Annotated in this window: 16 protein-coding genes; 5 read left to right on the forward strand and 11 right to left on the reverse strand. The window is 61.4% G+C overall.

Annotated features, from left to right (window positions below; genetic code table 11):
* Positions 1 to 38 precede the first annotated feature (38 nt).
* The 4 genes from N2A98_RS11725 to N2A98_RS11740 all read right to left on the reverse strand — a co-directional run bounded on the left by N2A98_RS11725 (position 39) and on the right by N2A98_RS11740 (position 6416).
* Positions 39 to 878, reverse strand: a complete 840-nt coding sequence (locus N2A98_RS11725; protein WP_275623465.1) for an AraC family transcriptional regulator — start codon at positions 876 to 878, stop codon at positions 39 to 41.
* A 73-nt stretch (positions 879 to 951) separates the two neighbouring features.
* Positions 952 to 1593 (reverse strand): DUF1345 domain-containing protein, encoded by a 642-nt coding sequence (locus N2A98_RS11730; RefSeq protein ID WP_275623466.1) that lies wholly within the window; start codon positions 1591 to 1593, stop codon positions 952 to 954.
* A 575-nt stretch (positions 1594 to 2168) separates the two neighbouring features.
* A complete protein-coding gene (locus N2A98_RS11735) occupies positions 2169 to 5267 on the reverse strand; it encodes an efflux RND transporter permease subunit (protein ID WP_275623467.1) in 3099 nt (1032 codons plus the stop codon).
* Between the two features lie 6 nt (positions 5268 to 5273).
* Positions 5274 to 6416 (reverse strand): efflux RND transporter periplasmic adaptor subunit, encoded by a 1143-nt coding sequence (locus N2A98_RS11740; RefSeq protein ID WP_047710733.1) that lies wholly within the window; start codon positions 6414 to 6416, stop codon positions 5274 to 5276.
* Between the two features lie 171 nt (positions 6417 to 6587).
* On the opposite strand from N2A98_RS11740, the gene N2A98_RS11745 reads away from it, so the two are divergent.
* Both N2A98_RS11745 and N2A98_RS11750 read left to right on the forward strand, forming a co-directional pair.
* Entirely contained in the window at positions 6588 to 7289 is a 702-nt protein-coding gene (locus N2A98_RS11745) for a response regulator transcription factor (RefSeq protein ID WP_003190934.1), read from the forward strand.
* Between the two features lie 3 nt (positions 7290 to 7292).
* A complete protein-coding gene (locus N2A98_RS11750) occupies positions 7293 to 8594 on the forward strand; it encodes an ATP-binding protein (protein ID WP_044273499.1) in 1302 nt (433 codons plus the stop codon).
* On the opposite strand, the gene N2A98_RS11755 is transcribed toward N2A98_RS11750, so the two are convergent.
* The 3 genes from N2A98_RS11755 to N2A98_RS11765 all read right to left on the reverse strand — a co-directional run bounded on the left by N2A98_RS11755 (position 8595) and on the right by N2A98_RS11765 (position 10404).
* A complete protein-coding gene (locus N2A98_RS11755; protein WP_275623468.1) occupies positions 8595 to 9269 on the reverse strand; it encodes an anti-sigma factor in 675 nt (224 codons plus the stop codon).
* Entirely contained in the window at positions 9266 to 9796 is a 531-nt protein-coding gene (locus N2A98_RS11760) for a sigma-70 family RNA polymerase sigma factor (RefSeq protein ID WP_032892062.1), read from the reverse strand. Before N2A98_RS11760 ends, N2A98_RS11755 begins: the two co-directional genes overlap by 4 nt.
* Before the next feature lie 86 nt (positions 9797 to 9882).
* On the reverse strand, positions 9883 to 10404 hold the full coding sequence (locus N2A98_RS11765; RefSeq protein ID WP_003190941.1) for a DUF3455 domain-containing protein: 522 nt from the start codon (positions 10402 to 10404) through the stop codon (positions 9883 to 9885).
* Between the two features lie 193 nt (positions 10405 to 10597).
* Here N2A98_RS11765 and N2A98_RS11770 point away from each other — a divergent pair, with 193 nt between their 5' ends.
* A complete protein-coding gene (locus N2A98_RS11770; protein WP_003190943.1) occupies positions 10598 to 11383 on the forward strand; it encodes a sulfite exporter TauE/SafE family protein in 786 nt (261 codons plus the stop codon).
* A 677-nt stretch (positions 11384 to 12060) separates the two neighbouring features.
* Entirely contained in the window at positions 12061 to 13185 is a 1125-nt protein-coding gene (sfnG, locus tag N2A98_RS11775; RefSeq protein ID WP_072434079.1) for a dimethylsulfone monooxygenase SfnG, read from the forward strand.
* A 37-nt stretch (positions 13186 to 13222) separates the two neighbouring features.
* Here the strand turns inward: sfnG and map are convergent, their stop codons facing one another.
* On the reverse strand, positions 13223 to 13993 hold the full coding sequence (gene map, locus N2A98_RS11780) for a type I methionyl aminopeptidase (RefSeq protein WP_044273504.1): 771 nt from the start codon (positions 13991 to 13993) through the stop codon (positions 13223 to 13225).
* Positions 13993 to 14193, reverse strand: a complete 201-nt coding sequence (locus N2A98_RS11785; RefSeq protein ID WP_003190946.1) for a ParD-like family protein — start codon at positions 14191 to 14193, stop codon at positions 13993 to 13995. Before N2A98_RS11785 ends, map begins: the two co-directional genes overlap by 1 nt.
* Positions 14194 to 14563: 370 nt before the next feature.
* On the opposite strand from N2A98_RS11785, the gene N2A98_RS11790 reads away from it, so the two are divergent.
* Positions 14564 to 14833 (forward strand): DUF1652 domain-containing protein, encoded by a 270-nt coding sequence (locus N2A98_RS11790; protein WP_044273505.1) that lies wholly within the window; start codon positions 14564 to 14566, stop codon positions 14831 to 14833.
* Positions 14834 to 14905: 72 nt separating this feature from the next.
* On the opposite strand, the gene N2A98_RS11795 is transcribed toward N2A98_RS11790, so the two are convergent.
* Together N2A98_RS11795 and N2A98_RS11800 are read right to left on the reverse strand one after the other, a co-directional pair.
* The gene (locus N2A98_RS11795; protein WP_275623469.1) at positions 14906 to 17503 is read right to left on the reverse strand and encodes an autotransporter outer membrane beta-barrel domain-containing protein; all 2598 of its coding nucleotides are present in this window, start codon (positions 17501 to 17503) and stop codon (positions 14906 to 14908) included.
* A gap of 145 nt (positions 17504 to 17648) precedes the next feature.
* Positions 17649 to 18587 (reverse strand): carbohydrate kinase, encoded by a 939-nt coding sequence (locus N2A98_RS11800; protein WP_044273507.1) that lies wholly within the window; start codon positions 18585 to 18587, stop codon positions 17649 to 17651.
* Positions 18588 to 18595 lie beyond the last annotated feature (8 nt).

Here is an 18595-nt window from a genome sequence, read left to right on the forward strand (position 1 = left end):
GAACTCTTCAAGGAAGTCCATCTTTACAAGCCTGCGCGTTATCGGTCTGGAAGATATGTGCAGCGCTTGCGGTACGCAGCCGGCGTCAGGCCGTAAGCCCGCATGAACCAGCGGCCCAAATGGCTTTGGTCAGCGAAACCCAGGGCCATCGCCACGTCTGCCGGTTGATCGCCCTTGGCCAATAAATACCGGGCACGGGCCAGGCGCAGTTGCACCAGATACGCGTGGGGCGGCAAGCCGAAGGCGCTCTTGAAGGCGCGGCTCAGGCGAAAGCGATCAACGCCGCAGGCCAGCGCGAGCTCATCCATGCCGACGTCCTGATGCAGATGGGCATGCAGGTATTCCCGGGCCTTGTACGCCACCTGTGGCAAACGTGGGTCATCGCGGTAGCGCATGCGCCAGTAAAGCTGGCCGGTGAGGCGTTCCAACAAGTGATCCAGCGCGCTTTGCCGCACGATCCGCAGCTCGCCGTGATGCAAGCTCTGAAACGCATGGCTGGTGGCCAGGGCCAGGCGCGGATCGCTGGCCAAGGTGCTGGCGAAACTCAGTTGATGATGGGCGGGTGCCTCCTCAAAGACACTGGAAATTTCCCGCTCCAGCCACTGTGGGTCGAGGTAGAGCATGCGGTAAGTGAAGCCGTCGACCGTCGGGGCATTGCCGTCGTGGAGTTCCCCAGGCTCGAGCAGGAACACCTGCCCCGGCACGCTGTCATGGCGCATGCGCCGGCAGTTGAATTGCTGCACGCCTTGTTCGGTTACGCCCACCAGGTAGCTGTCGTGCCAATGGGGGTCATAGGCATGGCCTTCGAAATGCGCGCGCAGGGTCTCGATACCGGTGTCGGCGTCCTGGGACAGGTCGATCCAATTGTGCGCAGGCATACAGCACCGAGTCGGAAAGTGAAGTGCAATTAGCGGCCGACGCCGGGGTGCGCGTCTAGAAGGTTTGTGCAGTCTAGCCAAACAACCCGGCGGCGATGTTGATCGAAAAGCCGAGAATGGCGGTGTTGAATAAAAAACCGATCAACGACTGCCCCAGCACCACCTTGCGCAGGCCACGGGTGGCGACGCCCACATCCGAGGTTTGTACCGCGACGCCGATGGTGAAGGAGAAGTACAGGAAATCCCAGTAGTTGGGCGTGAGCAAGCCCTCGGCAAAACGCAAGGCGGGTTCCTTGCCTGGCCAGGTGTAATAGAGCCTGGCGTAGTGCACGCTGAAAATCACCCCGATCAGCAGCCAGGAGCCGATCACCGTCAGCCCGGTAAAACCGTAGTGCAGCAGACGCTCGGAAGCGGCCAGGTCCTTGCTGCCCACCAGTTCGAAGGTGATGGTGGCCAGGCTGGCGATGGCGGCGATGCACACCATGAACAGCACCAGGCCGGCGTTTTCATCTTCGACTTCGGCAATGCGCTTGACGTCCTCGGCCTTGGCGCGAATGGTCAGCCACAGCATCAGAACGAGGTAGGTCCAGACCCCGGCGTTCCAACCGATGAGGATTTTGCTGGCGAGGGTGTCGGCCGGCACCAGGAGGCCGACGGCCAGGCCCAGTAGGGCGGCATATGAGAGGCGAGGGTGGGTGCGCGCGAGGAAGGGCATGGTGGCTCACAAAGAACTATGTGTGAGCACCATAGCTTATTCGGGTGTACCTGATCATGAATGCAATCAATAACCCTGTGGGAGGGGGGCTTGCCTGCCATGACGGCCTTCCGGCTGACGCCTATCTATCTGACACCCCACAATCCAACTGTGGGAGCGGGCTTGCTCGCGAAGGCGGCCTGGCAGTCAACACAGTTGGACCGGGTACATATCCGTTATTTAGGTAACGGCCACCTAGGGTTCCGCTCTGACAGCGGCTCACTTTTGAAAAGCGCAAAAGTAAGCAAAACGCTCGTGCCCCACCACTCGGCACCTCGCTTAGGCTCGGTGTGCCCTCACTCCGGCTTGAATCCGTGGGCCGCCGTCATGGGCCATCCTTGGCCCAGGACGGCTAACCCGGCGTCCTGCCGGGTTACCCACGAATTCAAGCCTGCGTTCGGCCAGCGTGGTTTAACGGGGCGCCTGAGATCAAGATCACAAGCAGATCAAGAGCAAGATCAAGAGCGGCTCGCTTCGCATCGTGGTTACCGTCCACGGCTATAACTTGCAAGCCACTACATTGGCTACGGCGTTGATCAGTTTGGTTTATGGCGCTTGCGCACCAGCTTCATCACCACCACAAAAAACACCGGCACAAACACCACCGCCAATGTCGCCGTGATCATCCCGCCAATCACGCCGGTACCAATCGCCTGTTGGCTGGCCGAGCTGGCCCCGGTGGCAATTGCCAAGGGCACCACGCCGAGGATGAACGCCAGGGACGTCATGATGATCGGCCGCAATCGCAACCGCGCCGCCTTCAAGGTGGCGTCGATCAAGTCCTCGCCCTGGTCATACAGGTCCTTGGCGAACTCGATGATCAGGATCGCGTTCTTCGCCGACAGGCCGATGATGGTGATCAGGCCAACCTTGAAGAACACGTCGTTGGGCATCCCGCGCAAGCTCACGGCCAACACCGCGCCCAGCACCCCAAGCGGTACCACCAGCAACACCGAGGTAGGGATCGACCAGCTTTCATACAGCGCGGCCAGGCACAGGAACACGATCAGCAACGACAGGCCCAACAGCAGCGGTGCCTGGGAGCCGGACAGGCGTTCCTGCAATGACAACCCCGTCCATTCCTGGCCCAGCCCGGCAGGCAGTTGGCTGACCAAACGCTGGATTTCGTTCATGGCCTCGCCCGTGCTGTGCCCCGGCGCCGCTTCACCGCTGATGGCGATGGCCGGGTAGCCGTTGTAACGGGTCAACTGCGTCGGGCCCTGGGTCCACTTGGCTTGGACGAAGGCTGACAGCGGCACCATCTTCCCGGCGTTGTTGCGCACGTGGATCTTCATCAGGTCGGCCACCTGGCTGCGCTGGTCGCCTTCGGCCTGCACCACCACGCGCTGCATACGGCCCTGGTTGGGGAAGTCGTTGATGTACGCCGAGCCGATCGCCGAGGACAGCACGTTGCCTACGTCGGCAAACGACACACCCAGGGCATTAGCCTGCTTGCGGTCCACTTCCAGCTGCACTTGTGGCGCTTCGGCCAGGGCACTTTCGCGCACGTTGGCCAGGATCGGGCTTTTCGCCGCAGCGTCCAGCAATTCGGTACGGGCGGCCATCAACCCGGCATGGCCGACGCCACCGCGGTCCTGCAAGCGGAACTCGAAACCGCTGGACGTGCCCAGGCCGTCTACCGGTGGCGGCAGAACGGCGTAGGCAATCGCGTCCTTGAGTTCGCTGAAGGCCATGTTGGCGCGATCGGCAATCGAGGCAGCCGAGTCATCACTGCCACGTTCCGACCAATCCTTGAGCGTGGTAAACGCCAGCGCCGCGTTTTGCCCGGAACCGGAAAAGCTGAAACCCATGATCATGGTGGTATCACCCACCCCAGGCTCGCCTGCGTTATGCGCCTCGATCTGTTCGGCCACCTGCACCGTACGGTTCTTGCTGGCGCCCGGCGGCAACTGGATATCCGTGATGGTGTAACCCTGGTCTTCCACCGGCAGGAACGAGGAGGGCAGGCGGCTGAACAACAGTCCCATGCCCACTATTAATACCAGGTAGATCAGCAAGTAGCGGCCGCTGCGCTTGAGGGCATAGGCCACCCAACCTTCGTAGCGGTTGGTGAGTTGGTCAAAGCGCTGGTTGAACCAGCCGAAGAACCCGCCCTTGGCATGGTGCTCGCCCTTGGCAATCGGCTTGAGCAAGGTGGCGCACAGGGCCGGGGTCAAGGTCAGGGCCAGGAACGCCGAGAACAGGATCGAGGTGGCCATCGACAGCGAGAACTGTTGGTAGATCACCCCCACCGAGCCGGGCATGAAGGCCATCGGCAGGAACACGGCCACCAGCACCAGGGTGATACCGATGATGGCCCCGGTGATCTGGCCCATGGCTTTCTTCGTCGCGTCCTTGGGCGACAGGCCCTCGGTGGCCATGATCCGCTCGACGTTCTCCACCACCACGATGGCATCGTCCACCAGGATACCGATCGCCAGCACCATGCCGAACATGGTCAATACGTTGATCGAGAAACCCAGCAGCAACATGGTGGCGAAGGTGCCCATCAGCGCGATCGGCACCACCAGCGTAGGAATCAAGGTGTAGCGCACGTTCTGCAGGAACAGGAACATCACCGCGAACACCAGCGCCATCGCCTCCAGCAAGGTGTAGACCACCTTGGTGATCGAGACTTTGACGAAGGGCGAAGTGTCGTAGGGAATCTTGTATTCCACATTGGCGGGGAAGTAGCGCGACAACTCGTCCATTTTCGCCCGCACCAGCGTTGCGGTGCTCAATGCATTAGCGCCGGGCGATAGCTGCACGCTGACGGCGGTAGACGGCTTGCCGTTCAGGCGGGTGGAGAACTGGTACTCCTGGCTGCCGACTTCCACCCGCGCCACATCGCCGATGCGCACGGTGGAGCCGTCGGGGTTGGCCTTGAGCACGATGTCGGCAAACTCCGCCGGGGTGGACAGTTGCCCCTTGACCAGCACCGCTGCGGTGATTTCCTGGGTGTGGGTACCCGGCAGGTCACCGATGCTGCCCGCTGAGACCTGGGCGTTCTGGGCGCTGATCGCGGCGTTGACGTCGGCCGGCGTGAGGTTGAAACCGATCAGCTTCTGCGGGTCGATCCAGATACGCATGGCGCGTTCGGCCCCGTACAACTGGGCCTTGCCGACCCCGTCCAGGCGCTTGAGCTCGTTCATCACGTTGCGCGCCAGGTAATCACTGAGCGCGACGTCGTCGAGCTTGCCGTCGTTGGAGGTCAATGTGACCAGCAGCAGGAAGCCGGCGGAGACTTTTTCCACCTGCAAGCCTTGCTGAGTCACGGCCTGGGGCAGGCGCGATTCCACGGCCTTGAGGCGGTTTTGCACATCCACCTGGGCCATTTCCGGGTTGGTGCCCGGTTGGAACGTGGCGGTAATGGTCGCCGAACCCAGGCTGCTCTGGGATTCGAAATACAGCAGGTGATCGGCGCCGTTGAGCTCTTGCTCGATCAGGCTGACCACGCTCTCATCCAGGGTTTGGGCCGAGGCGCCGGGGTACACCGCGTAGATTTCCACCTTGGGCGGCGCGACGTTGGGGTACTGGGCCACCGGCAACTGCGGGATGGCCAGCGCACCGGCCAGCAAGATGAACAAAGCCACCACCCAGGCGAAGATCGGGCGGTCAATAAAGAACTGCGGCATGACGGGTTATTCCTTTACGAGCGGGCTGTCGTCCACTTCAACTTTTTCACCGGGGCGCGCATGTTGCAGGCCCTCGACGATGATGCGGTCGCCGGGCTTGAGGCCACTGGTAACGATCCAGCGATTGTCGATCACCGCGCCCAGTTCCACCGGTTGTTGGCTGACGGTCTGCTCGGCATCCAGCAGCAACACCATCGGGATACCGGCGCTGTCACGGGTAATGGCGCGTTGCGGCACGCTGAGGCCTTGCTTGTCGACGGCCTGTTCCACGCGCACCCGCACAAAGCTGCCCGGCAGCAGGTCGAGGTCCGGGTTGGGGAACTCGCTGCGCAGGATGATCTGCCCGGTGCCTGGGTCGACGCTGATGTCAGCGAAGAGCAATTTGCCTGGCAACGGATACTGGCTGCCGTCGTCCTGGATCAAGGTCGCCTTGGCCTGGTCCTGGCCGACCTGTTTCAGGCTGCCGGCACGAAACGCACGGCGCAGGTCATTCAACTCACGAGTGGACTGGGTGAGGTCGGCGTGGATCGGGTCCAGTTGCTGAATAATCGCCAGCGGCGTGGCTTCGTTCTGGCCCACCAGTGCGCCTTCGGTCACCAGGGCGCGGCCAATGCGCCCGGAAATGGGGGCGGTCACGGTGGCATAGCCCAGGTTCAGCTTGGCACGCTCGACGGCGGCTTTGTTGGCGGCGACTTCGGCGTTGGTTTGGCGCAAGGCGGCGCGGGCGTTGTCGTACTCCTGGCCGCTGATGGCATTGCCTTCGACCAATTGGCTGTAGCGCTGTTCTTGCAGGCGCGCCTGGAAGGCATTGGCTTCGGCCTTGCTCAGGTTGGCCTGGGCACTGTCCAGGTCGGCCTTGAACGGCGCCGGGTCAATACGGAACAACACGTCGCCTTGCTTGACGTCGTGGCCTTCGTTAAACACCCGCTGCATGACCACCCCGGCGACCCGTGCGCGTACTTCGGCGATACGCGGTGCGGCGATGCGCCCGCTCAGTTCGCTGGTAATAGAGAGGGGCTTGGCCTGCAGGGTTTCGATCCGCACTTTGGCCAGGGGCATTTGTGGCGCCTCGTCTGCCGACTGACCACACGCGCTCAGCGCCAGTGTGAGGGCCAACAGGCAAAACGGCGCAAATAGATTCTTCGACATGCTCTTATCCCAATATTGACTGGCGCATCCTAGGGGCACCTGCGCCGTGGTGCTGTGAAGCTGTGTAGCGGGTCTGTGAAGAAGTGTAAGGTACGGCGCGCAGGGCGCCGGGGGCGTATATCCTTGCACAATCCTGCGACACACCAACAAACCGCATTATTTGGAAACACCATGCCCAACATCCTCCTGGTGGAAGACGACGCCGCACTCTCCGAGCTGATTGCCAGCTACCTGGAACGCAATGGCTACCACGTCAGCGTGCTCAGCCGTGGCGACCATGTCCGTGAACGCGCACGCCTGAACCCACCGGACCTGGTGATCCTCGACCTGATGCTGCCAGGCCTCGACGGCCTGCAGGTGTGCCGCTTGCTGCGCGCCGATTCGGCGGGCCTGCCGATCCTGATGCTGACCGCCCGCGATGACAGCCACGACCAGGTACTGGGCCTGGAAATGGGCGCCGACGATTATGTGACCAAACCCTGTGAGCCTCGCGTATTGCTGGCCCGGGTGCGCACATTGCTGCGTCGCAGTAGCCTGTCCGAGCCCCAGGTGGCCAGCGACCAGATCGTCATGGGCAACCTCTGCATCGATTTGTCCGAGCGCACCGTGACCTGGCGCGAGCAGGCGGTGGAGCTGTCCAGCGGTGAGTACAACCTGCTGGTGGTGCTGGCCCGGCATGCCGGCGAAGTGCTCAGCCGCGATCAGATCCTGCAACGCCTGCGCGGTATCGAGTTCAACGGCACCGACCGTTCGGTGGACGTGGCCATCTCCAAGCTGCGGCGCAAGTTCGACGACCATGCGGGCGAGGCGCGCAAGATCAAGACGGTGTGGGGCAAGGGGTATCTGTTCAGCCGTTCCGAGTGGGAATGCTGAAGCATGTTTCGCGTACTGCTGCGCCTCTACCTGATCACCATCGTCACTTACAGTGCGGCGATTTACCTGATTCCCAAGCTGGTGATCCAGCTGTTCGAACACCGCTACATGGACTACAACATCGAACAGTCCCGTGGCCTGCAAAAGCTCATGGTCAAGCAGTACCAGCGGGCGCCGGTGGAGCGCTGGTCCCAGGTGACCGACCAGTTGAGCCATGATTTTGCGCCGTTGAAGGTGCAGCTGTTGCTGCGCCAGGACGCCCGCTATACCCCTGAGGAAGAACAGCTGCTGGAGCAAGGCAAACCGGTGATCCGCCTGGGCGAATGGGGCTGGATGGAAGAAATCAGTTCGCCGATCAACCAGCAGTTCGCAGTCAAGTTGACCGTGCCGCCAGACCCGCTGGACATGAACCTGCTGTACTGGTCGATGAACGTGCTGGTCGGCGCCGCCTTGCTGGCGTGCCTGCTGGTGTGGCTGCGTCCGCACTGGCGTGACCTGGAGCGCCTGAAAAGTACCGCCGCGCTATTGGGCAAGGGCCATCTGGAGGCGCGTACGGGGCTCGCACCCAGCTCCAGCATCGGCGGCCTGGCGGCGGTGTTCGACACCATGGCCGACGACATCGAGCGTCTTTTGAACCAGCAGCGCGACTTGCTCAATGCGGTCTCTCATGAACTGCGCACGCCGCTCACCCGCCTGGATTTCGGCCTGGCCCTGGCGCTTTCCGAAGACATGCCCGCGGCCAGCCGCGACCGCTTGCAAAGCCTGGTAGCGCATATTCGGGAGCTGGATGAGCTGGTGCTGGAATTGCTGTCTTACAGCCGCCTGCAAAACCCGGCGCAGTTGCCGGAGCGGGTAGAGGTGGCGCTCGATGAGTTTATCGACAGCGTGTTGGGCAGCGTCGACGATGAGCTGGAAAACCCCGACATCGTCATCGATGTGGTGCTCGATTGCGCCGTGGAGCGCTTCAGCCTCGACCCGCGCCTTACCGCCCGAGCCTTGCAGAACCTGCTGCGCAACGCGACGCGCTACTGCGACAAGCGCATCCAGGTGGGCGTGCGAGTATGCCCCAAAGGCTGTGAAATCTGGGTGGACGACGATGGCATCGGCATACCGGCGGACCAGCGCGAGCGCATCTTCGAGCCGTTCTACCGCCTGGACCGTAGCCGCGACCGCGCCACCGGCGGCTTTGGCCTGGGCCTGGCGATCAGCCGGCGTGCCCTGGAAGCCCAGGGCGGCACCTTGACGGCCCTGGCGTCACCCCTGGGCGGGGCGCGGTTTCGTGTGTGGCTGCCTAACCTTTCGTGATCAAAGCACTTTGACTGCACGGCCAATCCCGTGGATCGGCCCGGTGGGTTTGCCAGTGGGCGAGCCATTGGGCCCTTCCAGCGTCAGTTCAAACAACTGGTTGGGCGCCAGCGGCGGCAGCTTGTCCAAGGGTATCGACAAGGTCTGCCCCGGTTTTACCAGCCCCAAGGAGACGGGACCCTGCCAGCCATCGCCCTTGGTCCAGAACTCCAGGGCTTTGTCAGCAGGAATCTCCCTCACCCCCAGTGGGATCAACTGAATCTGCTGATTATCACTGGCCTGTACCACCCAGCCCGGGGCCTGGCTTTGTGGCGCCATCAGCACCACCACGAAGCTGGGTGCGGGCATGGGCGGGCGCGTCAGTAACAAAGCCGCCAGCACCACGCTTGCCATCAGCCCCGCGGCAGAAAGCCCGCGCCAGAACGCCAGCAGGTTCCACCACGGCACGCTCGTTTCGGGGGCTTTGATGCGGCGTTCAATGCGCCGCCACAGCTGTGCCGAAGGCGGTACCGGTTGCGCCAGCGCCACCAGAGGCAACAAGCGCTGCTCCCAGGCATCCACCTGTGCGCGCAGCGCCGCATCATGGGCCAGGCGTTGTTGCACCTGCGCGCGCTGTTCGGCGGGCAGGGTCCCCAGCACGTATTCGCTGGCCAGTTCATCCAGGCTGTCGTTCATGCCATGCACTCGCGCAAGGCGGTGAGGCTGCGTTTGATCCAGGCTTTGACTGTGCCTAATGGGGTACTGAGCTTTTGCGCGATTTCGCTGTGGGAGTAACCGTCCACATAGGCGTGCAGGATGCAGGTGCGGCGTGTCGGGTCGAGCCGTTCCAGGCATTGGTGGATCTGCCCGGAGCGTGCGGCAAACTCGATAGCCTGGGCAGGCTCTGCCAGCGGTTCGTACTGGTCGTCCAGCGGCACGTCACGTCCGGCGCTGCGTACCACGTCCAGGGCCAGGTGGCGGGTCACGCTGAACACCCAACCCCGTGCGGAGCCTCGCAGGGGGTCGAAACTGCGCGCGCCATGCCAGATCTTGATAAAGGCGTCATGCACAATGTCCTCGGCCAGGGCCTTGTTGCGGGTAATGCGCAATGCCACACCGAGCAAGCGGCTGCTGTCCTGCTCATAGAGCTGGTGCAGGGCGCGTTGATCGCCGCGGGCGCAGGCTAACAGGCACACTTCATAATCAAAGATGATTTCAGCCAAATCAGAATTCCTGCCACTGAGGAGACGTCTACGCGTGGTAGGCGCGAGGTTGCTCGCGCCTACCTGGCCAGCGTAGCTGAGTTTGCTCAGTTGGCGGCCCAGAAGAGGTAATCCGCCTGGTATTTCACCACTTCCTTGGCGCCTTTGTTCGCCGTGGTGCAGGGCGTAGCGGGAGCGACGCCGCCTTTGAGCGCAACCCGCTGGATATAGGTCACGCCGCTCATCGCACCCTTGCCCTCGGCCGGGTTGGCCTTGACCAGTTGATAAGGCAGGTTACCCGGGCTCGACGGTGCCACGGCCAATTGCGTGCCGGTGATGGTCGAGCCGTCCTTGGCCTGCCAGGTGGCGGGTGGGCCGAAATAGGTGCCGACCTGCTGGCCGTTACGGTCGTTCAACACGGCTTTGGGGCCGACGAAGGTCCATTCGGTCTGGCCGGCGGCGTTGGCCTTGTCGCGGCATTCATAGGTGATTTCACCGACCCCGGTGGTTTGCATCGCCAGCTTGTGGCCATCCGGCACCTTGATGCTGTCCGGCAGGCCCGCCTGGGCAAACGCCGATGGCGCGGCGATGAGCAGGCCGGTCAGGCACAGCAGTGTTTTAGCGTTCATGGTGTTTCTCCATTGGGTAGAACAGCAGGGTTACGCTGATGACTACGGCCCAGGCCCGCCCATTGGATGCAGTGCTTTGAAAAAAAAGTGAAGATTTCCAAAAAAGCATAAACTCAGATCGCATCGGTATAAGTGGTTATAAGAAAAATCGCTATCCTGCGGCCAGAAATTTATAAGGCCGCGGGTAGCTGGAATGGATGTAGGTAATATTGGTTTCGTGGTTGCCGGCCTGATCGTGGGTTTCATCGTAGGCATGACGGGGGTGGGCGGCGGTTCGCTGATGACCCCGATCCTGCTGTGGTTTGGCATCAACCCAGCCACTGCGGTGGGCACTGACCTGCTGTACGCCGCGATCACCAAGTCCGGTGGTGTGCTGGTGCACAGCAAGAACAAGAATATCGACTGGACCATCACTGGCTGGCTCACCCTGGGCAGCGTGCCGGCGGTGTTGCTGACGTTATGGTTCCTGGCCAGCCTGCACACCGACCCCAGCGCGATGAACGCGGTGATCAAGCAGGCCCTTGGCGTGGTATTGCTGCTGACGGCCCTGGCGATCCTGTTCAAGAAAAGCTTGTTGGCTTTTGCCCAACGTCATGCTGGCGATTCCTACCATCTGCGCCCGCGCAATCTGAATGTGCTCACTGTCGTGACAGGTGCGATCCTCGGCACCATGGTGGCGCTGACCTCGATCGGCGCTGGCGCTCTGGGCACGGTGGCGTTGTTTATTCTGTACCCGTTCCTGGCCACGCGGCGCCTGGTTGGCACCGAGATCGCCCATGCGGTGCCTCTGACCTTGGTGGCGGGCCTGGGCCATGCCAGCATGGGGAATATGGACTGGCATTTGCTGGGGTTTTTGCTGATGGGGTCGTTGCCGGGGATCTACGTGGGTAGCCATATGACGGGTAAGATTCCCGATGGGGTATTGCGGCCGTGCCTGGCGGTGATGTTGATGGCGGTGGGGTACAAGTTGGCGTTCTGAGTGTTCTGCTTGACACGCCCCGATCCAACTGTGGGCTTGCCTGCGATGACGTCCTGCCAGTCGACGCCTATCTCCCTGACACCCCACAATCCAACTGTGGGAGCGGGCTTGCTCGCGAAGGCGGCCTGACAGGCGACACAATTGGGTTGTGTGTGTATCCATTTCTGCGGTAACGGCCGCTTAGGGTTCCGCCCTGACGGCGGGTCACTTTGGAAAAGCCGGAATGCCGGCCCAGCCCAAAGTAACCAAAGGGCTCTTGCCCCACCACTCGGCACCTCGCCTAGGCTCGGTGTGCCCGTAATCCGCCAGTGATTTGGGGGGGCGCCGCCACGCGCCATCCATGGCGCGGGGCGGCTAAACCGGCATCCCTGCCGGTTTACCCCCCAAATCCCTGTCGAATTCCGGCCAGCGTGGTTTAACGGGGCGCCTAAGATCAAGAGCAGATCAAGAGCAGATCAAGAGCGGCTCGCTTCGCATCGTGGGTACGTTTGGCGGCGCCGGTCGCCACTGTTGCTCCAGCAACAGCAGATCCACAAATCACTGCGATACCAGACACTGGCAAGCCAGCGCTTCAATCATCCTTTTTGCCTCGTAACCTCCACGCTACGGGCATTTGCCTGCCCCTGGCACGCTTGCTGCGTAAGCCCTTGTACATCCCTTGTGCGAGGTACCGTCCGATGAGTCAGCAAGCCGTGAAATTTGCCTATTGGGTACCCAACGTCAGCGGTGGGTTGGTCGTCAGTAAGATTGAACAGCGCACCCACTGGGGCATCGAGTACAACCGCAAGCTGGCGCAGCTGGCGGAGGCGGCGGGCTTTGAGTATGGCTTGACGCAGATTCGCTTCACCGCAGGTTATGGCGCCGAGAACCAGCATGAGTCCGTGGCGTTCAGCCATGCGTTGCTCGCGGCAACCACCACCCTCAAGGTCATCGCGGCGATTCTGCCCGGGCCGTGGCAACCGGCGTTGGCGGCCAAGCAATTGGCGACCATCGACCAACTCACCAATGGCCGTATTGCGGTGAATATCGTCAGTGGCTGGTTCAAGGGCGAGTTCCAGGCCATTGGCGAGCATTGGCTGGAGCATGATGAGCGCTATCGGCGTTCCGAAGAGTTTATTCGTGCCCTCAAAGGCATCTGGACCCAGGACGATTTCACCTTCAAGGGCGATTTCTATCGCTTCAACCAGTACACCCTCAAGCCCAAGCCCCTGGGCCAGCCGGAGATTTTCCAGGGCGGCAGTTCGCGGGCGGCGCGGGACATGGCAGCGCGGGTGTCCGATTGGTATTTCACCAACGGCAACACGCCCGAAGGCGTCAAGGCCCAAGTCGATGATATCCGCGCCAAGGCCGCTGCCAACCACCATTCGGTGAAGGTGGGGGTGAACGCCTTTGTGATCGCCCGCGACACGGAGGAGGAGGCGCGGGCGGTGCTGGCGCAGATCATCGACCAAGCCGACCCGGAGGCGGTCAATGCCTTTGGTGACGCGGCCAGGCAAGCAGGCAAGGCGTCGCCGGAGGGCGAGGGCAACTGGGCCAAGTCCAGCTTTGAGGACCTGGTGCAATACAACGATGGCTTCAAGACCAACCTGATCGGCACACCGCAGCAGATCGCCGAGCGCATCGTCGCACTCAAGGCCGTGGGGGTGGACTTGGTGCTTGCAGGCTTTCTGCACTTCCAGGAAGAAGTGGAGTATTTCGGCAAACGTGTATTGCCTCTGGTGCGCGAGCTTGAAGCCAAGGCCACTGTAGGCGCGAGCTCGCTCGCGAAAAACGTCAACGAAGAAGTGGGTAGCCTGGTTTAACGCGCAGTCCTTGAGGACTTCGCGAGCAAGCTCGCTCCTACAGGGTGTGAAGGTTTTGAGGGGTTTGCAAGGTCAGCACTTCAAATCCATCCGCCGTCACCGCCACGGTATGTTCCCATTGCGCCGAGAGGCTGTTGTCCTTGGTGACCACCGTCCAGCCGTCTTTCAGGCTGCGAGTTTTGGCGCTGCCTTGGTTAAGCATCGGTTCGATGGTAAACACCATGCCTTGGCGCAGTTCCAGGCCGGTGCCAGGTCGGCCGAAGTGCAGGATTTGCGGTTCTTCATGCATTTGCCGGCCGATGCCGTGGCCGCAGTATTCGCGCACCACGCTGTAGCCGTTGGCTTGCGCGTGGCTCTGGATCGCATGGCCGATATCGCCCAGGCGCGCGCCGGGCTTGACCTGGCGGATACCGGCCCACATCGCCTCGAACGTCATGTCCACCAGGCGCCTGGCCTTGGGTGTTACGTTGCCGATCATGTACATCTTGCTGGAATCGGCAATGAAGCCGCCTTTTTCCAGGGTGATGTCGATGTTGATGATGTCGCCGTCCTTGAGAAACTGCTTGGCGCTGGGCATGCCGTGGCACACCACCTCGTTGATCGAGGTGTTGATGCAAAAGGGGTAGTCGTATTGCCCCAGGCTGGCAGGGCGGGCCTTGAGGTCATTGCGGATGAAGGCTTCGACGGCGCTGTCCAGTTCCAGGGTAGAGCGGCCGGCGGCGACGAAGCCATCGAGCATGTCGAAGACCTGTGCCAACAGGCGCCCGGCTTCACGCATCACGGCCAACTGTGCGGGGGTCTTGATCATCAGCTACGCCCCCGGATCAGGTCGGGTTTGTCCAGCAGCAGCTTGTTGATCAGCTCGTTGTAGGGCAGGTGCGGGTTGAGTTCGGCGAGCAGGCCGATCTTGATCCAGAACTCGGCCTGGGCGTTGATGGAGCGGTCCATGGCGGCGCTGGCCAGGCGCAGTTGTTCGTGCAGTTGATCGGTAATCTTGACGATGCCCATGAGGTTCACTGTGTTTAATTGATATACGAATCGTATATGTTTCGTATGGTTATCGCAAACCGCCGTCGGCTTAACGGTGGTGGGCTGATTGGTTGCGATATGTTGCCGAAAAACGGATTTCCACATAAACGCCTGTCCCCCACGCTGCGGGTTAAACGTTTAATCGATGTAGTTCGACGATGATGCCAAAAAGAGCGTTTTGTTTAATATGAGCAAGCGGCTTGCTTATGAGGAAAGGTTACAACCACAGCGGTTTTTGCCGAGTAGGCTTACTGATTGAAAGCGTCTTCCAAGGTTGGCAAGACGTGGCAGGCAAGTGCCTGTCGGTTAGATATACAGGTTGGCAGTCTCAAAAAAGGAGAGGTTAGCCATGCTTTCAGAACTAGAGCTTCGCAGCATTATTGAAGGAAGTTTCCTGCCTAAACGGTGCGAGTGCACCAAAGCCGAGGATGCGTCGTTGACGATCAGGGTCTACGACGAGCGCGACCGTGACCGGGTGGATTTGGAAGTCAAAGGTATAAACGCTGACAAACTCGACAGCAGTCGAGCCATTTGCAACCTGATCACCGGGTTGCGTGAGGACCTCAGGCACCACCACGCACCGGTCCTGCAACGAGCAGGCGGGCGCGGTTATCACTAGTTGATCGCTTGAGGGGCAATTGAGACCGTGGGCCTGGTATGTGCCAGGCCCAACGCTGACAAGACTTCAGCTTTACCAGCTCACTCTCACGCCGATACTACCGCTGGGGCCCTCAAAGTTATTGTCGTCCAGCCCGGTTCCATATTTGCCCTCCACATAGGCGCTGACCGCGGATGACAATTGGGCCACAGCACCGACGCCAATATCAGCCGTGGATGACTTGTGATCGCTTTTGATCCGGTCGACCTCGTCGTACGTCACCGTGTCGCTCCCGCCGAAGGTGTGCCAGACATTGGCCCGCAGGTACGGCTCCACCGGTGTGTTGCTGACCAGATAGCGGCCCTTGAGGCGCGCGCCGAGGCGGCCGGTCCAGTACTCCTGAGAGTCAAACGAGACCTTGGAAATACCATCGTGCTGGCTATCCAGGTCGATCTTCTGGCCGATCACCTGCGCCTGTGGCTCCACGACCCAATGCTCGGACAGCGTGATCGGGTAGCCGGCCTCGGCGGATAACGCCAGGGCGTGGCCCTTGGTGTCCATCTTCACGCCTCGGTCGGACTTGTTGTCGCCGTCCAGGCGCGTGCCCATGGCAACCAGGTCGACGTACCAGCCGGTGGGATCAGTGAGGGTCCAGTAGGCGCCGACATTGTCGCCGTCGAGTTTGACTCGCCCGGAACGATGGTTTTGCCAGCCCAGCGCAAACCCTTTGACGTCGCCGCGCAGGCGACTCTGGCCGATAAACAGGCCAAAGCGTTGCGTCTGCCCGCCACTGGTTTGGGCGGCGTAGAGATCATGACCCACCTGGAAGCCTCTGGACGTGCCGTCGAAACTGGGCGCCACCATGCCCGACCAGCTCTTGTTGAAGTCACTGCCGTAGGCACGGCCCCAACCTGCCGGCACTGCACCGGTCTCGGTCAGCAGGCTTTGCTCGCCCTGGCGTTCATGAAAGGTGCCGAGGGCTTGCAGCGTCATGACCTGCGCCGCCGGGATGTCCACTGAATAGATCGGCACTTCCGGGCGATACAACGGAATCGGCTTGGCACCGGGGATAGCGGTCGGCAATGGCGGGTTGCTCGCCGCGGACTGCGGTGAGTGGGCCGCCGCAACCTGGTTGGGTGCTGGCGCAGGGGGCTCGACCGGTGCTACCGGTTGCGCGGTCGGGGGTTCGACAGGCGGCTCGTCCGGGTCGACGGCTGGCGGATTTGCCGGAATGGGCGCTACGGGCGCAGCGGGCACCACGGGCGGCGTCGGCGTCACAACGGCTGGCGGTTGCACCGCGACCACCGAGGAGCGCAGGTACCAGTTGTTTTCCTTGCCCGCGATGGTGCCGCCATGGAATAGGAAATACTGATAGGCCCCAGCGGATACCGGGCCATTCAAAGCGAACGCATCGTTGCTGCTGACCGCACCGTTAAGCGCCTGGACCACCTCGATTCCGTCATTGCGGGTAAGCCCACCGACACCGCCGAGGTTGCTGACGGCCAATTGCGTGTGGCCGCTGATGCTGCCGTCGGTCACCACCAGTTTGTCGGTGGCAGAGTTTTCATCGCCGAGTACGGTTTGCAGATGCAACTGGCCGTTGTTGCCCACGTAGTTGCCATGCACCGTCAAGACGCTGGTCGCGCTGTTGTCAGCGGTCATGTCGATCGTACCGGCGTTATTGAACGTCACCCGTTGCCCGGCGGTGTAGGGGCGGATGCTGCCTTGGGTCACGGCCAGGGTACTGCTGCCGTCGATGTTGAATATGCCGGTTTTGCTGTCACTGTCACCGAAGAAAAAGTCCCCGACCAGGCCCAGGCGCGATTTGTTGGTGAGGTTGACGGTCTCCCAGCCAAGGTAGCGGCTGGCGGTGCTGGACGTCGTAGTATCGAAGGTCAGTTGATCGTTGCCCAGGCCACCATCGATAGAGGGTGTGTGGGTCAGTGTGCTTTCACTCAAGCCTTGCAGCAGGGCGGTGTCGTCGCCATCACCCATCAATACCGCTGAGCTGATCTGGCCGCCACCCAGCCATTGGAACGTATCGTTGCCGACGCTGGCGCGAATCTCGCCATTGATCACGCCGCCCCTGACGGTGATGCTGTCATCACCGCCGCTGGTGCTGATATTGCCACCGATGAAACCGTCGAACATGCGGATCGTGTCGATATCAAAGCCTGTGACCAGGTTGCCCAGGATTTTCCCCCCGGTCATTTCATAGAAATTCTTGTCCAGTTTCATATTGACGCGGCCAATGCTGCCACCGCTCTGGTAGGCCACATCGCCGTCTTCAAACGCGTCGACGATGGTGCCGCCGCTCATTTCGAAGGTGTCGAGGCCATCGCCTTGGAACAAAGCCTGGATCTGTCCGCCTTTCATCAGGAAATCATCGATACCGGGACCTTGCTGCACCACGCCGTTGACCACGGCGTCATCGTTGACTTCCACCCTATCCATTCCAGCACCAAGGGTAACGTTGCCATCAATGATGCCGCCCTTGGAGAGCGTCAGGCTGTTATCCCCGGAAAGATCGGTCAGGCCGGCACTACTGCCGTTGTTACACGTATAGGTATCGTTACCGGTTCCCGGGGTGAGAACGCAGGCGGCGTGGGAGGGTTGAGGGATCATGTATTGCAATGAGATGAGGCCGACAGCTAAAACGGCCCGGGTCGAGAAACCACTGGGCTTTTGCATGGGTGTGTCCTAGGTTTGTTGTATTAACTGCTCCTGTTTTTGGGTTTAGCACAGTTTTTCAGTAGTGCAATTTTTTGGTACATGACGCGCAGGCCACGGAATACGTGGCCTGCGTGATGGCACTTTGGGTTTTTGCCCGCTCAGCTCAACCCAGTTGGTGACGATAGGGCAGGTCTGGGCCGGTCTTGCCGCAGGTCAGGGCGGCAGCCCGAATCGCGAAACCCAGCATGGCGTCGATCTGCTCGCGGCTCAGGTTTTGCAGCCCGTCAACTGAATCCAGCTGCTGTTCCGTCAGCCACGCAATCAGCGCCGCCTGGAAGGTATCACCAGCGCCCACTGTATCGGCCATCACCACCTTGACCGCAGGTTGCGACCAGGTGCCATGCTGACGGCTGAATACCGACGCGCCGTCGCCGCCACGGGTGAGGAACACCAATTGGCAACGGTGTTGCAGCCAGCCTTGCAGCACGCTTTCCGGTGCCTGGTCGGGGTAGAGCAGGTGCAGGTCTTCGTCGCTGACCTTGATCAGGTCGGCGTGTTGCACCAGCTCTGCGACGCGCGCGCGCCACAGCTGAATATCGGGCTGCGGGTTAAGGCGCACGTTGGGGTCGAGGCTGATCAGGCGCTTGCCGCTTTCACGCTTGACCAGGCTCAGCAGCGTGTCACCAATGGGCTGTACCACCAGTGAAAACGAGCCCACATGCAGCCCGCGAATCTCATCGCCCAGGGGCGGCAGGTGCGTCAGTTGCAATTGCCGATCGGCGCAGCCTTCGCCGCGAAAGCTGTACTGCGGCGAGCCGTTGGCACCCACGGCGACCATCGCCAAGGTGGTCGGCGCGTCGAACGCCACCAGAAAGCCTTCGCTGATGCCTTCGTCTTTCAGTACCTGCTGCAAGCGCCGTCCGAGGTAATCGGTGGACAAGCCGGCAAAGAACGCCGACTCGATCCCCAGGCGCCGCAAACCCACCGCCACGTTGAACGGCGAGCCACCGGCAATCGCCTTGTAATGGAGCTTGGCGGCCTGCCCGCTGGCATCCTCCTCGCTGAAAAAATCAAACAGCGCTTCACCACACACCAGATACATAGTTGCTC

Origin of the sequence: Pseudomonas sp. FJ2-5-13 (assembly GCF_029201605.1) — a bacterium.
Taxonomy (GTDB): domain Bacteria; phylum Pseudomonadota; class Gammaproteobacteria; order Pseudomonadales; family Pseudomonadaceae; genus Aquipseudomonas; species Aquipseudomonas lactis.